We start from the raw sequence: 20,127 nt of genomic DNA, 5'->3' as shown, positions 1-20,127 counted from the left end.
TAGAAGATGCAACTAATAAATATACTCCGAAAGCACCGTTATTTCGGCACTTTCGGGTACACATCGATTGTGAATTCAGAGTTTTTCTGGTTTTTCTTGTTCCGCTTCGTCTTAGTCAGAACAATCCTGTCAATCAGCTGTCTCAAGGCGCTGTTCTTTTCCGAGACAGTCAGAGAGTCCCACTCACTCAATAAATTCTTGCACTTCGGCACAAAATTTTTCCGGTTTGCCTGTCTTGCGATTGTGGTATGCAAATCTTCACGGGCAGCAGTGATGTTATTCATGCAGTCTCTGATCCGCTGCTCCAGTGCATTCGAACGCTCAATAAAAATTTCTTTTGTGTAAATTCCCTGCTCTAAAAAATCGAATAAGGATTCCCTCTGCTTTAAAAGCGTCTGATGTTCAGTCTCAAAATTTGTGACGATCAATTCTTTTGCGGCAATAGCAGCAGTATCTTCCTCATGAGTGTCAGCAAATTCATATTTGGCTATGTAGTCTTTCAGCCACCCCAGAAGAGCTTCTTCCAGTTCATCAATCCGTATTCCGACCGTGGAACATTCGGTATACTGGCAGATCAGCACATCATAGGGCGTTTTCGTCTGCGCTTTCTTGCGGACCATAAGCCGGCCGCATTGCGAGCATCTGACCAGACCTGCAAATAGATTTTGTATCGGTCTGTCGTTTCTGACTGGAGCAGAAAAACATCCTTTTGGTTGGTTCGCGCGTTTAAATAAGTCTGGGCTGATCCGTGGCGCCCATGCCGCATCTGAGAGGATGTAATCTGTGGCTTTTGGACGGGACTTTACTACACGCCCATCTTTTACAGCCCTGACAGTCTTACGATGCCCCCAGCGGACTTTACCGATGTTTGCTGGATTTGAGATAATCCCTTTTAAAGTAGATGGCGTAAAAGGTTTGCCACTCCTTGCAAGGATCCCCATATTGGACATATAGGTACAGGCTTTCTGGTATCCGTACTGCTTATTTCCGCACAGATCATACATTAGATCAAGGACGGGTGCTTCTGTCTGATGTGGGGCGAGAGAGTAGTGTTTTCCATCCGGCGCAATGACGCGCTCCCATCCATAAGGGGCAACATTGCCAACGTAATAACCGTCAGAACTGGAACGTTCCCTGCCACGCTGCATTCGGCGCTTGATTGTGGCGTACTCCCGGCGGCTCATAAATAAACTGAACTCAAAGTACTCATTATCATACTCGTTTGCAGGATCGTAGGTTTTATTTGGTGTTACAATCCGGGTGTTGGAATAAAAAAATGCACGCTGCACACGCCCCTGATCGATCGTATCACCTCTGGCCAGACGATCTACGTCCATTACGAGGGCACCATCCCACATACAGGCTTCCACCTCGGATAGTACTTGCGTCATGACTGGACGGGCATCGATACTGTCTCCAGACACAACTTCCCTGTAAATCGCACCGATCGGAAGAGAGAGAGTCTTTGCCAACTCTAACAGGGTAGTAATGTGGCGTTCCAGAACATCAATCCCTAGCGCTTCCAGTTCGGCGTCTTTTCTGGATTTTCTGGCGTAGATAAAATAAGACATTGTATCACACTCCTATGTTATTGTATTTAAATTTGGGTACAAAAATAACAGCCAGCACATGAACAAATGTTCCGCTTGCAAGCTGTTTCCGAAGATGATACAATATTCGTGGATTTCAATCGCATATCTTCGGATATGTAGACCGTCTCTGTTGGCGCAGGGGCGGTTTTTATTTTATTCCCCTAAAGAATTTAAAGAATTCATTATGTCTTCTGTGCTCATTCCGGCAGCAGAAGCGGTATATGCATCAGTGATTTGTGCGGCGTACTGTGTATACACATCAGTTAACTTTAATGACCATTCCTCGTAAACACTATATTCGTCTCCATTTTTCTGCATCAGCGTAGCCATTTCGGAAACGCCCTGATTAGAAATCTCGGCCAGTTTTTCAACCTTGCTATTTGATAATTCAGCAAGCGCATTTAAGTCTCCGGCAATCGGAGCTGCTTCGTTATTATATTCTTCCACAAGTCCCGGAGTCGCGTCAGCAATCTTCTTTGTATAATCATCGAGAATGCTTTGATATGTCACTTCGACTTCCGGTTCTTTTTCCGTAGCCTCTGTTTTCGCAGTATTCTCTTTTTCTGGCTCTTTATCTCCGCCACACGCTGTCATGGACAACGCCATAGTTCCAATCAACAGCATGGTTACAATTTTCTTTTTCATAAATTCCTCTTTTCTCCTGTACCTCAACACCACTTTACTCTATATAAACGCCGAAGCGGTTATATCATTTCCATGACCGCTAAATTAGGAATAAAATAGATAACATAATTATCTACAGCAATATACTCACCGTATTTTCCTTTATAGCAGTCAATAGCTTCTTGCAGATATTCTTCAGTGACATGTAGATGTTCTGCAACCTCATATCTATTTTGGCATCCAGCATTAAAAGCTGATATGATGCCTCGCAATCCGATCATCCGGTTATACCCGTGCAATCTTCCTTTTTGTTCTTGCTTCATATTTTCAATATCTTGTAGATCAAAGATATCACCGACAGCAGTATGGTGATGTCCGATTTCTTCAGCTAAGACGCAAGCCTTTTCTGCGGATGTTTTCAACCTATTGGATATCGCAATTCTATTTCTGTATATTAAACCATCACTGCCGGAAAGAGCCTTTTCGCGGACAATAAGTCCGCTACTATTTGCCTCTTCCAATAGTTCTTCATAAACTGTCATTGTATCACTCCCATTCAGAGTCATCCATCATGATGTCTTTATCGTGTTTTCTCATTTCATCTGTTACTTTAATATCGGTGCGTTCATGAGCTGCTAATACTGATAAATGATTGTTGGATTCTATAAAGTTCGGATTTCCAAGTAATATTTCAGAATAGTTCAAAAGACTTTTCTTTCCGTTATTATTCAACTTTCTCATGTTCTCTAAAAGTCTATATTCTAATCTATTTTTTCTGAGCACACTTTGATCGTAAGCTTTCTTGAATTCCTCTACATTATTAAATGATAGGTTGTCAGGACCAATCGCATCTTTAAATTCGTAGTCATTACGTCCCATCGGTACGTCAAATCCCATCAGCCATGACTCGCTTACATTCAATGCTTTTCCTAAAACGAACAATTTTTCTTGATTAGGTTCATTTTTCCCGGAACAGTATTGACTTATATCTGATTTGTTCATTTTTATCCCATATTGTTCACAGTATGGTGCAGTTAATTTCAGAACATCTACTTGTCTAAGTCCCTTTGTCTCCATAATCTTTTTTAGCCTAGTAGCAGTGCTTTCTTTCTTCATATAAATGTACCGCCTTTCTGAGTATAAATATATCACACACTTAACAAAAGTTCAATATGAAAAACAAAAAAGTTCAAAAAAATTAACTTTTGTATTGACAAGTGTACAAGTGGGTGTTAAGATACAAGTGGTTCAAATATTTGAACAAAGCGAAAGGAGGATAATATGGCATTCAATTATGACAAATTAAAAGGTCGGATAATTGAGAAGTTTGGAACTCAGTATAGGTTTGCGGAAGCTATGAAATGGTCGGAAAGAACGCTTTGCTTGAAATTGAGTAGTGAGAGACCGTGGAAGCAGACAGATATCTGTAAAGCAGTAGAACTTCTAGATTTGGCACAGGAAGACATACCTAAATATTTTTTTAAAGAAGAAGTTCAAAATATTGAACTTTGAAAGGATGGTCAGATGACAGAACTCGTATATTTAAAAAATGATGAAGCAGTGTGTGACAGCTTACAGGTGGCTGAGAAGTTTCATAAAGAACACAGAAACGTGTTGCAAAATATAGATAATCTCATTGCTGAAAATTCAGCAGTGCAAAATATGTTCAGGCAATCACATTACAAAGCAGACAATGGTCAGTCATACAGGAAGTTTTATATGAACCGCGATGGCTTTTCCCTTCTGGCAATGGGGTTCACTGGTAAGAAAGCTCTTGAATGGAAATTGCAGTACATCAAAGCATTTAATCAGATGGAAGCGTTCATCAAAGAAAAGACAACTCAGACATGGGTAGAAACAAGAAAAGCCGGAAAACTGACCAGAAGAGCAGAGACAGACACCATTCAGAAGTTAGTGGGATATGCAAAGGGCCAGGGGAGTACACACGCAGAGATGCTTTACATGACCTATTCAAAACTGGCAAATAAGATGGCTGGAATTGGAAAACGTGATGAAGCAACAGTGATGCAACTGAATAATCTTTCACTGATGGAAAACATCATTCTCCATGTGATCGACACTGGAATACTGACGGGAAAACATTACAAGGAGATTTATCAGGATTGTAAGAAGAGATTGGAAACCGTGAAGGATCTGGCTTACCTAGAATCTGTTGCGTAGCCGATTACTTCGGTGTATCAGTTGAGTATTTTTTGGAGTAGAAAGCGAGGAAATGGAAAATGAAAGCAAACGTAATTATAAACGCACAGAACGAACAGGAAGCAGAAAGGCACATCGAGCAACTTCAAAAGAACGGATACAAAAGAGTAGCAAATTGTTATTGGACAGAGATTTTTAAAAAAGAAGATGGATGGACAGTACAGGTAAACAGAGATTTTTAATACAACGCTGACCTATCGGCAGGACGGGGAGAAAGAGGAAGAATATGTTGAAAAAAGCAAAGCATAATCAAAAAACAAGAGATTGGTACGTTAAGCTTGTAAAGGGCTTGCCGCTTGAGAAAAAAATAGTATATCTGAAAATAGCAGAAAGACAAAAATACAACTACTATTGCGATTGCTCTGACGGATGGACAACAGAGCAATGTATTGAGTACGAATCGCAATGGAATGAAATTATCGAAATGCTGAATGAATTAGAGGAAGAACAAAAAGCATAGCCGGACACGTTCCGGCACTGTAATGCAGCCGAAGCCGGTTCCAAGCCCGGAAGATGCAGAGGACAGAATATAAGGAAGGAGGAAAATGATATGTGGATTTCACGATGGTATTGGGAATCTCAAATAATATGTGAAAAGCTTGGGTGCAAGCCAACAGAAATAAAGATACCGGATTTAAAAACAGAAGATGACAGCTGGGAAAATCCAGTCAGTAAACTCACAGTAGAAGAAATTGATTTTCTTTATGAAAATGGTTATTTGAATCCAAGATAGATACCACCAGTCAGGAAAAAGGCCGGTGGTATTTTTGTACTCATTTTGGAGGTGATGTAATTTGATTGTGGTGAGAATTCGACCAGAGCGAATTGAAATCTTTGGACACGCAGGGTATGCAGAACCCGGAAAAGACATTGTTTGCGCTGGCGTCACGGCGCTTACGCAGACGCTGATCCAGTCAATTGAAAATTTAACAGATGATAAAATAGAATACAGAATCTCTTCCGGAAAGGTTGAGGTAGAATACAGGAATCTGTCAGAGAAATCAAAAACTCTGGTGGATTCCTTTTTCGTTGGCATCTGTTTGATTGCAGAAGAATTTCCGGAACATGTGAAAGTGAGGTGAGAATATGGGTAAAACAGAGACTTTTATCAGAGCGGCCACAACAAGTGAACAGCCACTGGTTTTGGAATTTGCGCATGAGGGGAAAGAGTATCTTGTGAAGAATTTTACAGACGGTGATGTGTATGTTGCGCTCAAAGAAAGTGCGACAAAGGAAGAAAGCGCATTGATTCCAGCGCAGACGGCGCAAACTGTAATTAGGAACAAAAATTACTACGCAGGAAGTAACCTCGTCCAGATCATCCCCACAGCAACCAGTGAAAAAGGAGTAGAAGTACAATGCTTAAAATGGTAGACGGAACAGGAATCATAGGAGTGGATATGATCTGCCCTTTAGGAGTCTCCACTCCGCAGCCACCTAATTATGACAGGGTAGAGCTAGAGGGCACAGGGATGTTGGTACTTCCGAATAGCTTGGATACGCCGCTTGAGAGGTTGGAGCTTGGTGGAAAGACGGAGCAGGTGCAGACGAGTGGGAAACAGTTATTTGATGCGAGCCGGTATGAAGGAGTCACTAAAAATGGTGTTACCGTGACGGTCAAAGATAGGCTTTACGCTCCAATAATCTTATTGAATAATTGTAACAATACGTCTTTTACGCCGGACGCATTGAATACAAGACCAACGGCTACTAAGGCAACTACCAAGAATCCGATAAGTTTGGAAAACTCACGCTTGAATCCCAAGTAGATTCCGATAACAACAATCGCCATCAGCACAAGGCTCTGTGCGTTGCTTAAAAACCAGTTATAAAGGTTCTGTCCAAAATTCATGCTTTCTTTTCTCCTTTCAGTTCCATCATTTTTCTGTCAGACTGTCTGCCAGTCTGTAAAATACACATGGCAATCACGCCAACTGTTCCCCCTAAAGAGAAGAACAGGAAGTCAAATAATAATCGTTGCATTTTTCAATTCTCCTTTTCCAAAATTACATCTTCGGTAGATGTGGTCTGTTGTTCGATTATCTTGTAATGCTTTTCCGTCAGTTTCGTAGATTTACGGATTTCTTTCAGATAATCAACGCCTGTTTTCGCTGTGATTGTTTCCAGCATTTTGAGTGTCGGGTCAACCTGCCGTTGAATCCAACGTAGGGTTCTGTCCAGTGTGTAGGGTTCGGGTTTGGTTGTGAGCTTTAACGGCTCTCTGTTTTCCCCGATGAACCACGCCCAGCGGACAGATAATTTCCAGTCGCTCCGTTTCTTGTCTGCTTCCTTATCCACGAAGCGTACATAACGGTTGATAATAGAAAATGCCGTCCGTTCAGCGTCATAGTAAGTCAGCAGGTCACGGACAGCATAATAAGCACGTTCATTTTTCAACCGTATTTCAAATCTGTTTTTTATGGGGGCTTCCTCAATTGGAATCCCTAGTTTGATGTACTGCTCATAGCTCTTTTCATAGACACAGAAGTACACCTCACTTTTTAATGAACCGATATAAAGCGTGTAGCCCATACCAGCCTTGTCCTGTTCCTCATGCTTGACCAGTTCGCCGGAAGCATAGGACTTAAAGGAACGGAACACCGATACACATTCCTCATTCCGGCATTTTTCAGTCAGTTCTGGAATATCCAACATTCCTGTATGGTCATTGATGGCAAGGTCAAGGCGTTTCATCACACCGCCGTCCACAAGAGCGTCCATAAGGAAGTCATACCAGCTCCGTTCCTGTGCCAGCAGATAGCTTTCAAACTGGCGACAGCCTTTTCCTTTCAGTTCCAGCAGGACACCTTTTTCTTCATCGGGAGAAGTGTATACGAAAATATCTCCGATGTAATAGTGTTCCGTGTAGCTGTAATGCCCGAAGTCCTCATGTATCATGTACTGGATATTGAGCTGTAAAATGTCCTTAATGATATGTCCAATATCCAGTGTCGGAAACCGTATCCTCACATAATCAAATAGCATGGTAAGCGGTGCTTCTGGATTGAATTTTTCCAGAGCTTCCAAAAGTTTCGCTTTCATTTCTTCTGTGACCGCCACCTTGCCGGATTCGATACGGCTTAAATGTTCACGGCTGATTCCAGCCATGACCGCAAGTTTCGTCTGGGATACACCGTACTGCAAACGCCTGTCTGCAAAATCCTGTATCCACTCTGTATCATTCAGTGCGATACCCCCTTTACGAAAAAACTGTGACATTTTTTATCAGATGTCACAGCAGTAAAAAAAGCTACCAAACGCTTGATTTTAGCCAAGAATCGATAACTTTTGTGTATGTTTCCTTGTGATTTGTGCCCCTCTGTTAGATACCGAGGGGCTTGATATATGCTGGCGTGGCTACCGCCACACCAGCAAGGCTAGTCCGTACCTGTGGCTTTCGCTTCGCACGCCACCAGTCCGTCCTGCCTTATGTGTGCAAATTCTCCAATCGTATCTAAGAAATCATATCCTTTTGGTACAAGGGGAGTATAAAATTCCGATATGACACTTGTTCCTACATCACAGTATCCACGCCCTTTGATTTGCTTCTGGAAAAACTGCTTTTTCACATCACTTCCAAAGAGCATACCATAGCCAAGTTCACTCATCCGACCAAGCCCCACACGGAAATTGAAGTTATCTCTGATACCATCTCCGAAATATTTTGCGTCTGGACGCTGGCAAGCTACAATCAGAAAGTATCCAGCCTGTCTGCCGAGCATAACGATTTTCTTTAGCTGGCTTAACAGGGCAGTGCTTTCCTTTGTCGTCAGCATTTCCAAAAACGCCACATATTCATCAAAGATAAGGAACTGTGGAGCAAGCCCCAGATAGGCATAGTTTTCCCCTGTGCGGTAGTTCGGGTGCAGTTTCATTTCTTCCGAGCGTGTGACCATGCCCTCATAAAAGGCATTGACGCAGTCAATCATATCGTCTTTCGTGTGGTAGACATTTCCCATGACTGTTCCCAAGTCTGCAAGGTCAGCGTTCTTCGGGTCAAGAATGTACAAATCTGCATTGGTTCTAAGCAGTGCTTCGATGATGGTCAATAGAAAAAAGGTCTTTCCACCGCCAGTACCACCGCAGATAAGGGCATGAGGGAGTGAATCATATTTCCATACCAGATTTTTCATTAACCGCAGACCGCCGTTTTTAGCAATCACTTCATCAATCGAAATACGGTTTGCTATCATATCATAAAGCAGGGTGTATTCGATATAGCCGTCATGCAGTGTCTTGTCGGTCATTTCACAGTATAGCCCCGACTCTAACTTTTCCTCTAAGGACAGGAGCTGTTCTTGATATTTTCCCATTGTGATTTCACACAAGATATGGAGCAAACCATTATCCATCTGATAATAGATTTTTGGAAACCATACGATTTTTTCTCTTGATCTGCTTTGCAGGTCAGTGAAAAAACCGTTGTTTTTGGTAGTTTCTGCTTCGTACCATTTATTTTCCAGTACCATACGAGCCAGTTTTTGTCGGTGGAGCAACCGCTTGATACGGTCATATCCATAACGGTAGTAGAGAAAAGCAACCAATGCACAAACACCAGTCGCTATCAGAACCGTAATGGAATTGTAGGCAGTCCATGTGATTCCGGCATGGAGCAGGTTAAAATCTTTCCAGTCGGTAACAAGAAGCTGTCTCAGATTCAGAAGCAGGAACACCGCAATGAACAGGAGCAACAGCCAGCCGATACAAAAGTGATAGACCAGTGATTTATCACTGGCACGAATCCTGTTACCTTTAGATTTTTTCCATACTTTCATATAAACTCCTTTCTTTGGACGTAAGAAAAGCAGTCAATCATGTAGACTAACTGCTTTGTGAATATAAATATAAAATTATAAAGGCTGAATTTTTAATTCTGTATTATTCATCATATTTGAGCAAATAAAGCAAATCTCTATATCCCGATTTCATAAGTAATTGTTTGAAACCAGAAAGCACTTCTTCTTTTGTATAATTGTTGTTTTCCAAAAACTGATTATCTTTTTCACTAAGGTACTGATAAAAAAGAGCCACCGCCATTACTTCGTTTTTGTTTGTATAGTCAATGCTATCTAAAAGTATGTTCTCTGCTTCGTTAATCTGTCCTAAATCAATCATATTAAGAAAATTTTTCAAATTTTTTCCCGATACTTCATACTTGTTTTCTTTTTCAAGTTCAACAGAAACATACTTTTTCCCAAAGGCTAATGAAAATAATACTCTTACCATTTCTTTTATCATTCGCATGATGTAATCTTTTTCATCGGTAAAATTCATTTTCCCATCTCCTTAAATGTTGGTTTAATTGTTTGGGACATATAAGCTAACTTATAAAACTGGAAGTTGTTACTTTCTGCATACCGTGTTCCCTAAAATGATAATTACCACAACATCAACCAAAATAATCCCCAATGCAATATATACAAAAAATGCAGGTAAAATATTTTCCAATAACACCATAGTTAATGCAAGAATTGCGATAATGGACATTCCAAATCCCATTGTCCTACATAACTTCTTTTCATCGTATTTTTCCTTTTCTTCTTTTGAAGCTGTATTATATCCAGAAATAAACCAACTTCCGTGTCCAGAAAGTAAAATTATAGAAAGTACAGCAAATATCACAAAGACAATCCACACTATCACATCAGAACCTGTTGCTAAATCTGCTAATTTCATATAAATACACCTCCTAAAATTCCTATTTTCTTAATTCTATAAATAACAATCACTCTACCGTTCATACGATGCAATAATTTCTTTGCTATCTGCTGTTTTATAATCAAGTGTTCCTAAATTACCAATTAAATCAAATGTCATATCTGCATTAACCTGTAATTCATCTTCAAGCATAGACGCAGATGGTTCAGCTTTTAGAAAAACTGTTAATCCATAAGGTTTTGTTTCAGACTGTATCTCTATGCTGTCATAAGAGTAGCCCTCTGGATAATCCTGTTTACTTACAATATTTATAACATTTGAAGAATCACCCACATAATCTGTCTTATATTGTGATAAATCAGGAATTTCATACAATGTTTCCTTTCTGCCACATGCAGACAGGTAAATTATTAACATGACAATCGGAATAATTGCAAGTATTTTTCTCTTCATAAAACCTCTCCTTTCCAAGCCTAAATTTAAATATGAACAATCAACTAGACACATCAATATGATTATATATATTATATCAATTACATCTGACCAGTACAATGAAAATCATAGGTTACAGACTTATTTCTTCGGCGGTTGCTGTGGGGCATTGTTCTGTGGATTTCCGGCATGAGCATCTTTGTTCTTTAGAAGAATATCGTCTGCCTTTACATACCAGTCCACATCTGCACCACGATAATTCGCATTGGCTACCGTGTCTGCAACAGGATTGATAAGTTCCACTTCGGCGTTGTAGCCATAATCTTTTAACGGCACAGTCGCCGGAACAGATACCTGTATCATGCGTCCCTGTGTGTTGCATTTCAAATCGTAGGTGCGTTCCTTAATTTCTTCACTGACCGTTCCATCTTCATTCTGTACATGAACCTCACGGCGTAATGCGGAGAACTTCAACACTCCGAAAGTCTTTTCTTTATCAATGACGATTCCATTTGCTAATCTCATAATCTTAATACCCCCTTATTTACTTTCCACTGGTAACATATCGTCTGCAAGTAAGATGTAATTGACAAATCCACGTTCCCCGATTTTATAGCCATCGGTAGTGATTCGTGGATTGATAAGTTTTACTTTCTGCTCCGGCAAGAAATGTTTTTCGCCAGCTTTGGCAGGAAGTGTCACAACTACATCATCAGCTCTCTGCACATCGGAATACAGGTTGTAGCTTCTGGTAATGACAGCCATACGCCCGTTGATTCTCTGCTGTTCCGTAGTATTTTCTCCGGCAAACTCCAAGTTCCCGAATGTCTTTTCCATGTTTGGTACGACAAATCTTAATTCCATAAATGATTGACCTCTTTTCTTTCTGTTTTAGTTTCTTTCCTGCTGTACTTTGTGGGGAGATACACTCCCCACGCCCCTAGTGGACTTCACGCTCCCGTAAATCAGAGCTTCACGGGAGCGTGAAGTTGCAAAAAGGGTGGCGACCTCGAACGCTCTACCAACCGCTACATTACCGCCTTATGATTTCTTTCTACGGCGTTTGAAGTAAAGCATACCGCCAAGCCCTACGCAGGAAAGACCGAGCATGGCAAGATAAGCATAGATATTGGTATTGTCGCCTGTTTTTGGACTGTCACTTGTCTTAGTAATCGTAGATGGTGTATCCGGCGTGTCGGTATCCTTTGGTGTGTCTGGGACTTCCGGCACTTCCTTGATTGTCACAGTCTGTCCATCGTCTGTGATGTCCTTATGTTCCGTCACTTTCTTTGGTTCGTCTGGATTGCTTATATCGTATAATTCCTCAAATGTAACAAGGCTCTTGCCACCAAGAGAAGAACCATCAAAGGTAAAGGCAATCTCTACCGTCATTTTTTCACTGTCGGCTGTGAACTCATAATCATTGGATACTTTCTTTCCATCAATCAGAAGTTCTGCATTTTCCTCTTTTAACATCTGCCAGCCGGAAAGTTTGTATTTTATTCCAATTTCCAGACCATCTAATGTGACTTTATCCACAATCGTTACATCTTTTTCGGCTTCGATTTCTTTCTTGCCGTTCTTGTCCGTAGCAGTAGTATGGATTGTGATGATACGTTCCGTGATAAGAACCGTCTGTCCATCATCGTTGATGTCTTTATGTTCGGCAACCTTGACAGGCTCTTTCGGATTGCTCATATCGTACAATTCCTCAAATGTAACAAGGTTCTGACCGCCAAGAGCTGAACCATCAAAACTGTAGGTAATCTCAACCGTCATTTTTTCGCTGTCAGCAGTGAATGTGTAATCACTGTCTACATGTTTCCCGTCAATCAGAAGTTCGGCGTTTTCTTCCTTTAACATCTGCCAGCCGGAAAGTTTATATTTTGTTCCAACTTCCAAGCCATCAAGTGTGACTTTGTCCACGATCTTGATGTCTTTTCCGGCAACAATCATTTTTTCGCCTGTTTTCTTGTCGGTAGCTGTGGTATGGATTGTGATTTCTTTTTCGTATTCATCGGTCAGTGTCCCTAAATCTACGGTCACTTTATTTCTGGATACGACTACCTCAAATGCTGGAATCAGCTTAAATCCGGCGTTGGAATCACACTTTAATTCCTCAATCACATAGGTATCATAAAGTAATGCACCTTTGCTGTCGTCTGGTTCAGATGTACCAAACCATACACCGTCCTCACTGGATTTTCCGGCATTGGTATTGACCTTGTGGGAAGCCCAGCTTGAAGCAGTGGAGAACTGACCGTTTTTGTCAGTAACTACAATATGGGATTCTCCCGTTGTCTTGCTTGTGATTCTGAATGGAACACCTGCAAGGCGTTTGTGTGTACCTGCACCGATTTTTACACCCTCAATATCGCCACGCTTAATCTGGTTGTAGACAGAGTGAGATTTGTCAGTCAAGTCCACGATTTTTCTATCTTCCGTGATAGAAAAGTCGATTGCTTTTGCACCATCTGTTAAGTAGCCCTCTGGTGCTTTACTTTCTTCTAATCTGTAATTTCCGTAAGGAAGCAAGTCAGCAGAAGTAGAATCAATTCCATCAATGCCTGTCTGAATCTTCTTGACAGTTTCATTCTTGTTGTATAATTTTCCCTCTACCAGTACAGGACTGTCATTTAAGGAAATGATATTAAATTCTGTGTACTGTAAGGTCGCACTTCCCTGTGCTTTGGTATCCTTTGTTTCAAGGTCACGTTTCTGGATTTTTACACCGCCACGGATAACCTTGTCAGATACGGAATACTGGTTGCTTCCAGAAAGTACGGTAAGTTCGCCATCTTCGGAAATCTGTGTAAGGTACGTCCCCTTAATCTGTTCAGAACTTCCGTCAGCCTGCATATATGCACCATCTAATAAGTAGCCGTTAGGAGCTTTTGTTTCTGTGACAGTGAGTGTACCAAGTGGCAGTACATTTTTACCGTCCTGTGTATAGAAGCTGTCGCCGGATACCTTGTAGCTGTCGGCAAGTCTGGATACATAATGGATAGTTCCGTCACTGTCTTTTTCTGCAACGGTTTTGGTTGTCCATGTACGGGTAGCCTTTGCAGGAAGATTGTCTGCATTGTAGTATCCGTCATAATAGCTCCATGTGAACTCTGCACCCTCTAAAGAAGCAGTTCCCTGTGGAGTGGATTTTCCTGTTTCCATGTCGATTTTAAATAAATCAATCAAAGTTTCGGTGACCTTTGGAGTGTCAGCAACAGTCAAAGTCGCTGTTTTTCCAACTTCCACATTTAAGGCATGTACAGTAGAATCCAGCTTGTAACCCTTTGGAGCAGAAAGCTCTTTGATGTAAACTGTTCCGGCTTTTACCTCAACTTCTTTGGTATCGCTGTTTCCATCGGCAGTAAGTGTGGCAAGCTGGCTGTTACAGCCCTTATCAGAATAGACGCCAAATGTCGCACCCTCAAAGGAATAGTTGGCATTGCCATCTGTGACCGTGGGATTGGAAGAAGTCTTTTTGACCTTTGCATTTCCCACATTTAACTTCGCCCAGAACTGTCCGATGTCCTGTCCTTCGCCAGTGTAGATGTAACCGCCACATTCATAGCGTCCCTTGTTTGCTTTCACAAATACTTTCGCACCAGCGTACACTTCATTCTGTACCGCCTGTGGGATTTCATTATAGGAAGCTCTGACGTTATCGCATTGCCAGCCGAGCTGTTCACTCAATCTCTGCCAGACAACACACTGTTCCAACAGATAACCTTGTTTATAATTCAAGTTCGTATGAGAAGCGGTATATTGCTTGACGTACTCTAAAGAAAGAGCAACGTCCGCAATCTGATCGCTACTCATGCGGGTGCTTGCGTCAGAACGTGTTTTATATCCATTCTTGAAACTGGTATTGATGTCCACACAGTAGGCAGTTTCGCCCTCAACTTTCATGTGTCCCTCATTGAATGTAGATTTGATAGAACCATCATTCATAACGTGTTCAATGTAGCCGACACGTTCTGCTGATTCTGTCCAGTATTGATTGCTGGAAGCATGAACCGCCGTCACTGGTAATGCCGTGAGAATCGTTGCAAAAGCAAGCGTTCCTGTCAGCAATCGCTTTACTAGCTTATTCATATTTCTCTTTCTCCTTTCGATTTTTGGTATGAAAAAAGACGCTCATTTCTGAACGCCTAAATATTGAAAACACTGGAACTATGTAGGATAGCTTGTTTTATCTTCATATTATATTGTGTAATGTTGTTCTTACGAAGTCGCCCCAGAACAAAAAGCCCGTACGACTTACGATAACATTCTCAGGCTTGTAAAAGATCCGGAAGTCTGTGATCCGATTCGTTTCCTGCGTCAGCGTGAAATCGTGCATTACCAGAGATTCGGTGAAAATCTTCGGATCGTGCAGGAACACCTGGACAGCAAAAACTTCTATGCATTCAATCCTGAGTTTGATAAAAATCCGAATTGCGGATGTAAGCGCTCATAAAAAAGCAGGCGGAGTTATGAGGATAACTCTGCCTGACTTTTTATTCGAAAGGGCATTTACTTTTTTCGGGAAGTTTTGTATAATGAAAAACGGTAGTTGCACGACGGGGTGTGGCTCAGTTTGGTTAGAGTGCACGGCTGGGGGCCGTGAGGTCGCAGGTTCGAATCCTGTCACCCCGATTGATCACAAGTTGGACACTTTGGCGAGTGTCTTTTTTTGTTCGATTTTGAAAAAGGCAATTATCGGGTGGAGAAATATTCCCGCGTCTGCTATAATCGGTAGAAGAGGAAAACAGGGGAGACAGGGAGAAGTAAGATGGAACAAAGGAAAAAAGTACTTATTACCAACCTTTATTTTCAGAAGTTTACAGGATCTGAGCTGCATGTGCTGGAGTTTGCACATCTGTTCAAAGAAAAGGGATATGATGTGGTGATTGCTGTATATAAGAAGTCTTATCCACTTCTGCAGGAGTTGGAAGAGGGGATCACAGTGATTGAATGTCAGAAAGAGGCACTCAAAGAGATGGAATTTGAGATTGTCTTTATCCAGCATTTCCCGGTGTTTGATTATCTTGTGAGCCGGTACGGATTAAAATATAAACGAATGGTTGTCTCGAAGCTGAGTGTGATCAATGCCATGGAGAATCTTCCGGTCTGTACGCAGGAAGCGGCCTTCATTCTGTGTGTCAGTCCTGAATGTGCAGATATGGTAGCCATGCAGGTTCCGGAAGGAACGAAGATACGGGTTTTTCAAAACTGTGTGGAAGCAGAGTATTTTGAAGGAAGCAGCGAGTATGCAGGATACAAAAGAGCGTTGGATAAGATCGCGATCATTTCCAATCATATCCCGCAGGAGCTTTTGGAGCTCAAGGAAAAGATGGGCGGGTATTATCAGGTGGATCTGATCGGACTTGGGTATCGCACGGAACAGGTGAATGCAGAGTTTTTGCAGCAGTATGATCTGGTCATTACGATTGGAAGAACCGTACCGAGGTGTCTTGCAATGGGCGTTCCGGTTTATGTTTATGATTATCTGGGAGGTCCCGGATATCTGACAGAAGCCAATTTCAGTCTTGCTGAGCGGAACAATTTTTCGGGAAGAGGATTTGAAAAAAAGACATCAGATGAACTGTTAAAAGAGATCAAGGAAGGATATGGCCCGGCAGGAGAGTGGCTGCCGCTCTGGCAGAAGATCGCTGCGGTGGATTATCAGTATGCCAGCCGGTTTGATGAGATGTATGAAGAACTGATGGCATCTCCGGAGCTTACAGAATGCAGGACATACTATTCGGGAATTGAAGCAGAGAGAATGAAATTCTACAGCGATATTGTGTCCGGATATATCAGTGGAAAAGAATGTCAGGAATCTAAGTGTTACTATGATATCGGAAACGGTTTCTGCGAGGAGGACAGCGAGACATGGCCGAGTATGTCAGGATATAAGATTCAAAAATCCTGGCTTCTGGAAAATGCAAAGATGATGCGCTTTGATCCATGCAATGCAGCGTGCCGTTGTGAGATCTGCAGTGTGAAGATCAATGGAAGATCTGTGGAACACGAGATGAAACCAGTCAATGCAGTTTCTACAGATCGTGGAAAGAGTCTCTTTCTGACGGATGATCCGCAGTACCTGATGGATATTCCGGAGTTGGACGGCGGACCTGCATGGCTGGAAGTAGAATACCGGTTTGATATTCTTTCCGAACAAGAGGAAAAAAACTACTATTGCGAAAAGATAAAAGATCTGGAGGAGCAGCTGACAAAAGCCCGGCATCAGTTGTGGGAAGAACGGCGCAAGGCCACTTCATTCGGAATGAAGAAAACGAGAAAGTAAGGTTTTTCTTGGATTTAAGTATAGCATGTGATATATTAAAAGGCGTTGTTGCGGGCAGGATACTGTCCGGATCTGAAAAAAGAGTCTACATAACCTGTCTGAAAACTGGGAATGTTAAGGACAGGTTACATAAGTTTTAAGAGGAGATATACAGTATATGTGTGGATTTGCAGGATTTGTAGGAGAAGTTGAGAACAGAGAACAGGTGCTGGAGAATATGATAGATACGATCATCCATCGCGGACCGGACAGTTCCGGCAAATTTGTGGATGAAGATGCGGCACTTGGATTCCGGCGTCTTTCAATCATTGATCTTTCAGAAAGCGGAGATCAGCCATTATATAACGAGGACAGAAGCAAGGTGCTTGTATTTAACGGTGAGATCTATAACTATCAGGAACTGAGAGAAGAACTGATTCAGGCTGGACATACATTTGTTTCCAATACGGATTCGGAAACTTTGATCCACGGATACGAGCAGTGGGGAGAAGAACTGGTTTACCGTCTTCGCGGAATGTATGCATTTGCAATCTGGGATCAAAAGGCAAAAAGACTGTTTTCAGCGCGGGATATTTTTGGTATTAAGCCGCTTTATTATGCGCAGATGAATGGAACATTGATGTTTGGATCAGAAATCAAATCTTTTTTGGAGCATCCGAAGTTTGATAAAGTGTTTAATGAAGATGCATTGGGAAATTACCTGTCTTTTCAGTTTGTTCCGACCAATGAGACGTTCTTTAAAGGCGTGTTCTGTGTACAGCCGGGCCATTATTTCGTTTATGAGAACGGGAAAATGACGATCAAACGGTATTTTGAACCGAATTTCACAGGAGATACGACAAAATCCTTTGAAGAAGTTGTAGATGACATTGAAAAAGTCATGAAAGAGTCTGTGGAGATGCACAAGATCAGTGATGTAGAAGTTGCTTCCTATTTGTCCAGTGGAGTGGATTCCAGTTATCTGACATATTTAGGTCAGGTGGATCGTACCTTTACCGTTGGATTCGACGAAGGAAAATACAGCGAGATTCAGGATGCGAAAGAGTTTGCAGCAAGCATCAACATGAAAAATGATGCAAAAGTCATCACTCCACAGGAATACTGGGACAATCTGTCCGATATCCAGTATTATATGGATGAACCGGTGGCAGATCCTGCGGCGATCGCACTTTATTTTCTGAGTCAGGAAGCAGCGAAGAAGGTAAAGGTAGTGCTGTCCGGAGAAGGTTCGGATGAATTGTTCGGAGGATATAATATTTACTGTGAGCCTCTGGAGCATACTTCGTTTAATAAAATTCCAATGCCGATCAGACGAATGCTTGGAAATTTTGCAGAGAGATGCCTTCCAAGAGGCATGAAAGGAAGAGGCTTCCTGATGCGTCACGGAAAAACTCTGGAAGAACGTTATTTTGCCAATGCGACGAATATTTTTACAGAGAGAGAAGCGAACCGTATTTTGAAAAAAGGCTGCAAGCCGGGAATTCAGAAGGTGACTGCACCACTGTATGAGCGCGTGAAAGACAAGGATTCTGTGACCAAGATGCAGTATGTGGATATGCATCTCTGGCTGGTACATGATATTCTGATGAAGGGGGATAAGATGGGAATGGCCAATTCTCTGGAAGTGCGTGTCCCGTTTTTGGATAAAAAAGTACTGGAGCTTGCCCAGACACTGCCGTTGCATTATAAAGTGAGAGCACCGAAGACAAAAGTGGCACTTCGCGGGGCGGCAGAAAAGGTGATCCGCAGTAAGACTGCAGAGAAGAAGAAACTGGGATTCCCGATTCCGATCCGGGTATGGCTCAAAGAAGATGCGTATTACAATCGGGTAAAAGAAATGTTTCTTTCTGATGCGGCAAAAAAATTCTTTGATACAGAGCTTCTTGTGAAAATGCTGGATGAACACAAGCATGCAAAACATGCAAATGAAAAGACAGATAACAGTCGGAAGATCTGGACTGTCTACATTTTCCTTGTATGGTATGACCGGTTTTTTGAACATGGAAAACCGGTGCATCCGGCAATGAGCGCAAGATAACCGAGTAAAATAAAAACAGGGGAGATGTTATGAGCAGCAAAACGGTACAGCCGATTCGCAGAAGAGAGCAGGGGGAAACGAAAAGCAGACGTTCTGCCAGACAGAAACGGGAGAAAAGAGAGATTGCGCAAAGCAGTGTGCCGACCACGTATTTTGATTATAATCTGATGCTGGTCATTATATTTTTGACTTGCTTTGGACTGATTATGCTCTATAGTGCCAGTGCGTACAGCGCTCAGGCGGATTTTCAGGATGACATGTCCTATTTTATCAAACAGGCAATGATCAGTGCGGGCAGTTTTGGAGTTATGTTGATCGTTTCCAGGATTGATTATCATGTTTATGGAGCTTTTTCTTTTGAAATCTATGTGTTTGCCATGATTATGATGGCGCTGGTGCAGACGCCTCTTGGAACAACGATCAATGGAGCCAGACGATGGATCCAGCTTCCGGGAAATATGACATTGCAGCCATCTGAGATTACAAAGATCGCGATTATTTTGTTTATTTCCTGTGAGATCTGTAAGATGGGAAGAAAAGTCAATGACTGGCTTGGAATCCGGAGACTTCTGATCTATGGCGGGGTGGCAGCAGGTGGAGTGTTTATTCTTACAGACAACTTAAGTACTGCCGTGATCGTAATGGCGATTACCTGTGTCTTGATTTTTGTGGCACATCCGAAGACAAAGCCGTTTTTGATGATCGCTGCCATCGGAGCAGGAATTTTGATCGTGATAGTGGCCATACTTGCGGTTTATGCGACGAACAGTGATAATTTCCGAATCGGAAGAATCACAACATGGCTGGATCCGGAAGGGCACTCGGATGGCACCGGCTTCCAGGTGCTTCAGGGACTGTATGCGATCGGATCCGGGGGATTCTTCGGAAAAGGTCTTGGAAACAGCACGCAGAAGCTTGGTATGATCCCCGAAGCGCAGAATGATATGATTCTGAGCGTTATCTGCGAAGAACTTGGCGTTTTCGGAGCAATCGTAGTATTGATCCTGTTCGGACTTCTTCTATATAGATTGATGTTTATTGCAAGAAATGCACCGGATCTGTACGGCTCACTGATCGTGACCGGAATTTTTGCACATATCGCGCTGCAGGTGATCTTAAATATCATGGTTGTAACGAACATGATCCCGACAACGGGTGTTACGCTTCCGTTTGTCAGTTATGGAGGAACTTCGGTTCTGTTCCTGATGACGGAGATGGGACTTGCCCTGAGTGTATCCAGGAGAATTAAGCTTCAGACAGAATAGGAAAAG

At 42.1% G+C, this 20,127-nt stretch carries 24 protein-coding genes, 1 tRNA gene and 1 pseudogene; 12 read left to right on the top strand and 14 right to left on the bottom strand.

From position 1 onward, the window contains the following. Positions 1-38: 38 nt before the first annotated feature. From FXV78_RS17615 to FXV78_RS17600, 4 genes are all read right to left on the bottom strand, one after another. Complete coding sequence (locus FXV78_RS17615) at positions 39-1,571, bottom strand: recombinase family protein (protein ID WP_004844202.1); 1,533 nt, start codon at positions 1,569-1,571, stop codon at positions 39-41. Positions 1,572-1,745: 174 nt separating this feature from the next. After that, positions 1,746-2,237 (bottom strand): hypothetical protein, encoded by a 492-nt coding sequence (locus tag FXV78_RS17610; protein WP_004844203.1) that lies wholly within the window; start codon positions 2,235-2,237, stop codon positions 1,746-1,748. A gap of 59 nt (positions 2,238-2,296) precedes the next feature. Continuing rightward, positions 2,297-2,758, bottom strand: a complete 462-nt coding sequence (locus FXV78_RS17605) for an ImmA/IrrE family metallo-endopeptidase (protein WP_039960033.1) — start codon at positions 2,756-2,758, stop codon at positions 2,297-2,299. Positions 2,759-2,762: 4 nt separating this feature from the next. After that, on the bottom strand, positions 2,763-3,332 hold the full coding sequence (locus FXV78_RS17600) for a transcriptional regulator (protein ID WP_004844205.1): 570 nt from the start codon (positions 3,330-3,332) through the stop codon (positions 2,763-2,765). 165 nt (positions 3,333-3,497) lie between these two features. On the opposite strand from FXV78_RS17600, the gene FXV78_RS17595 reads away from it, so the two are divergent. The 7 genes from FXV78_RS17595 to FXV78_RS17570 all read left to right on the top strand — a co-directional run bounded on the left by FXV78_RS17595 (position 3,498) and on the right by FXV78_RS17570 (position 5,810). Further along, positions 3,498-3,728: a DUF739 family protein gene (locus FXV78_RS17595; protein WP_004844206.1), complete on the top strand. Its 231-nt coding sequence runs from the start codon at positions 3,498-3,500 to the stop codon at positions 3,726-3,728. A gap of 12 nt (positions 3,729-3,740) precedes the next feature. Continuing rightward, on the top strand, positions 3,741-4,397 hold the full coding sequence (locus tag FXV78_RS17590; RefSeq protein ID WP_004844207.1) for a Rha family transcriptional regulator: 657 nt from the start codon (positions 3,741-3,743) through the stop codon (positions 4,395-4,397). Positions 4,398-4,456: 59 nt separating this feature from the next. Continuing rightward, positions 4,457-4,618 carry a hypothetical protein gene (locus tag FXV78_RS18050; protein WP_004844208.1) on the top strand — a complete coding sequence of 54 codons (162 nt, stop codon included), beginning with the start codon at positions 4,457-4,459 and terminating at the stop codon, positions 4,616-4,618. A 44-nt stretch (positions 4,619-4,662) separates the two neighbouring features. Next, positions 4,663-4,896 carry a hypothetical protein gene (locus tag FXV78_RS17585; protein ID WP_004844209.1) on the top strand — a complete coding sequence of 78 codons (234 nt, stop codon included), beginning with the start codon at positions 4,663-4,665 and terminating at the stop codon, positions 4,894-4,896. 90 nt (positions 4,897-4,986) lie between these two features. Further along, positions 4,987-5,169 carry a hypothetical protein gene (locus tag FXV78_RS17580; RefSeq protein WP_004844210.1) on the top strand — a complete coding sequence of 61 codons (183 nt, stop codon included), beginning with the start codon at positions 4,987-4,989 and terminating at the stop codon, positions 5,167-5,169. 67 nt (positions 5,170-5,236) lie between these two features. Beyond that, a complete protein-coding gene (locus FXV78_RS17575; RefSeq protein WP_004844211.1) occupies positions 5,237-5,518 on the top strand; it encodes a ribosomal-processing cysteine protease Prp in 282 nt (93 codons plus the stop codon). Between the two features lie 4 nt (positions 5,519-5,522). Continuing rightward, entirely contained in the window at positions 5,523-5,810 is a 288-nt protein-coding gene (locus tag FXV78_RS17570) for a hypothetical protein (protein WP_004844212.1), read from the top strand. 256 nt (positions 5,811-6,066) lie between these two features. On the opposite strand, the gene FXV78_RS17565 is transcribed toward FXV78_RS17570, so the two are convergent. The 10 genes from FXV78_RS17565 to FXV78_RS17520 all read right to left on the bottom strand — a co-directional run bounded on the left by FXV78_RS17565 (position 6,067) and on the right by FXV78_RS17520 (position 14,621). Beyond that, positions 6,067-6,288, bottom strand: a complete 222-nt coding sequence (locus FXV78_RS17565) for a hypothetical protein (protein WP_004844214.1) — start codon at positions 6,286-6,288, stop codon at positions 6,067-6,069. Next, entirely contained in the window at positions 6,285-6,419 is a 135-nt protein-coding gene (locus tag FXV78_RS17560; RefSeq protein ID WP_004844215.1) for a DUF3789 domain-containing protein, read from the bottom strand. Before FXV78_RS17560 ends, FXV78_RS17565 begins: the two co-directional genes overlap by 4 nt. 3 nt (positions 6,420-6,422) lie before the next feature. Then, the gene (gene mobT, locus FXV78_RS17555) at positions 6,423-7,655 is read right to left on the bottom strand and encodes a MobT family relaxase (protein ID WP_004844216.1); all 1,233 of its coding nucleotides are present in this window, start codon (positions 7,653-7,655) and stop codon (positions 6,423-6,425) included. 158 nt (positions 7,656-7,813) lie between these two features. After that, complete coding sequence (locus tag FXV78_RS17550) at positions 7,814-9,211, bottom strand: hypothetical protein (RefSeq protein ID WP_004844217.1); 1,398 nt, start codon at positions 9,209-9,211, stop codon at positions 7,814-7,816. A gap of 103 nt (positions 9,212-9,314) precedes the next feature. Continuing rightward, positions 9,315-9,710 (bottom strand): DUF6483 family protein, encoded by a 396-nt coding sequence (locus tag FXV78_RS17545; protein ID WP_004844218.1) that lies wholly within the window; start codon positions 9,708-9,710, stop codon positions 9,315-9,317. A 69-nt stretch (positions 9,711-9,779) separates the two neighbouring features. Next, the gene (locus tag FXV78_RS17540) at positions 9,780-10,112 is read right to left on the bottom strand and encodes a DUF3784 domain-containing protein (protein ID WP_004844219.1); all 333 of its coding nucleotides are present in this window, start codon (positions 10,110-10,112) and stop codon (positions 9,780-9,782) included. Between the two features lie 54 nt (positions 10,113-10,166). Further along, entirely contained in the window at positions 10,167-10,547 is a 381-nt protein-coding gene (locus FXV78_RS17535) for a DUF4825 domain-containing protein (RefSeq protein WP_004844220.1), read from the bottom strand. Between the two features lie 120 nt (positions 10,548-10,667). Next, complete coding sequence (locus FXV78_RS17530) at positions 10,668-11,051, bottom strand: YdcP family protein (RefSeq protein WP_004844221.1); 384 nt, start codon at positions 11,049-11,051, stop codon at positions 10,668-10,670. Positions 11,052-11,066: 15 nt separating this feature from the next. After that, a complete protein-coding gene (locus FXV78_RS17525) occupies positions 11,067-11,390 on the bottom strand; it encodes a YdcP family protein (RefSeq protein ID WP_004844222.1) in 324 nt (107 codons plus the stop codon). 177 nt (positions 11,391-11,567) lie between these two features. Next, entirely contained in the window at positions 11,568-14,621 is a 3,054-nt protein-coding gene (locus tag FXV78_RS17520) for a VaFE repeat-containing surface-anchored protein (protein ID WP_004844223.1), read from the bottom strand. Between the two features lie 133 nt (positions 14,622-14,754). Here FXV78_RS17520 and FXV78_RS18925 point away from each other — a divergent pair. The 5 genes and pseudogenes from FXV78_RS18925 to FXV78_RS17495 form a co-directional block, all read left to right on the top strand. After that, a pseudogene (locus FXV78_RS18925) lies at positions 14,755-14,985 on the top strand (manganese catalase family protein); the annotation flags it as partial. Positions 14,986-15,089: 104 nt separating this feature from the next. Next, positions 15,090-15,164: transfer RNA gene (locus FXV78_RS17510), tRNA-Pro, on the top strand. 136 nt (positions 15,165-15,300) lie between these two features. Beyond that, complete coding sequence (locus FXV78_RS17505; RefSeq protein ID WP_004844225.1) at positions 15,301-16,818, top strand: glycosyltransferase family protein; 1,518 nt, start codon at positions 15,301-15,303, stop codon at positions 16,816-16,818. A 157-nt stretch (positions 16,819-16,975) separates the two neighbouring features. Beyond that, complete coding sequence (gene asnB, locus FXV78_RS17500) at positions 16,976-18,856, top strand: asparagine synthase (glutamine-hydrolyzing) (RefSeq protein ID WP_004844226.1); 1,881 nt, start codon at positions 16,976-16,978, stop codon at positions 18,854-18,856. Positions 18,857-18,885: 29 nt separating this feature from the next. After that, positions 18,886-20,121, top strand: coding sequence for an FtsW/RodA/SpoVE family cell cycle protein (locus FXV78_RS17495; protein WP_004844227.1), 1,236 nt, complete (start codon positions 18,886-18,888; stop codon positions 20,119-20,121). Positions 20,122-20,127 lie beyond the last annotated feature (6 nt).

This window comes from Mediterraneibacter gnavus ATCC 29149 (genome assembly GCF_008121495.1).
In the GTDB taxonomy this organism is placed as follows: domain Bacteria; phylum Bacillota; class Clostridia; order Lachnospirales; family Lachnospiraceae; genus Mediterraneibacter; species Mediterraneibacter gnavus.
The sequence above is the reverse complement of the archived record's forward strand: the minus strand, read 5'-3'. Positions and strand labels throughout refer to the sequence as shown.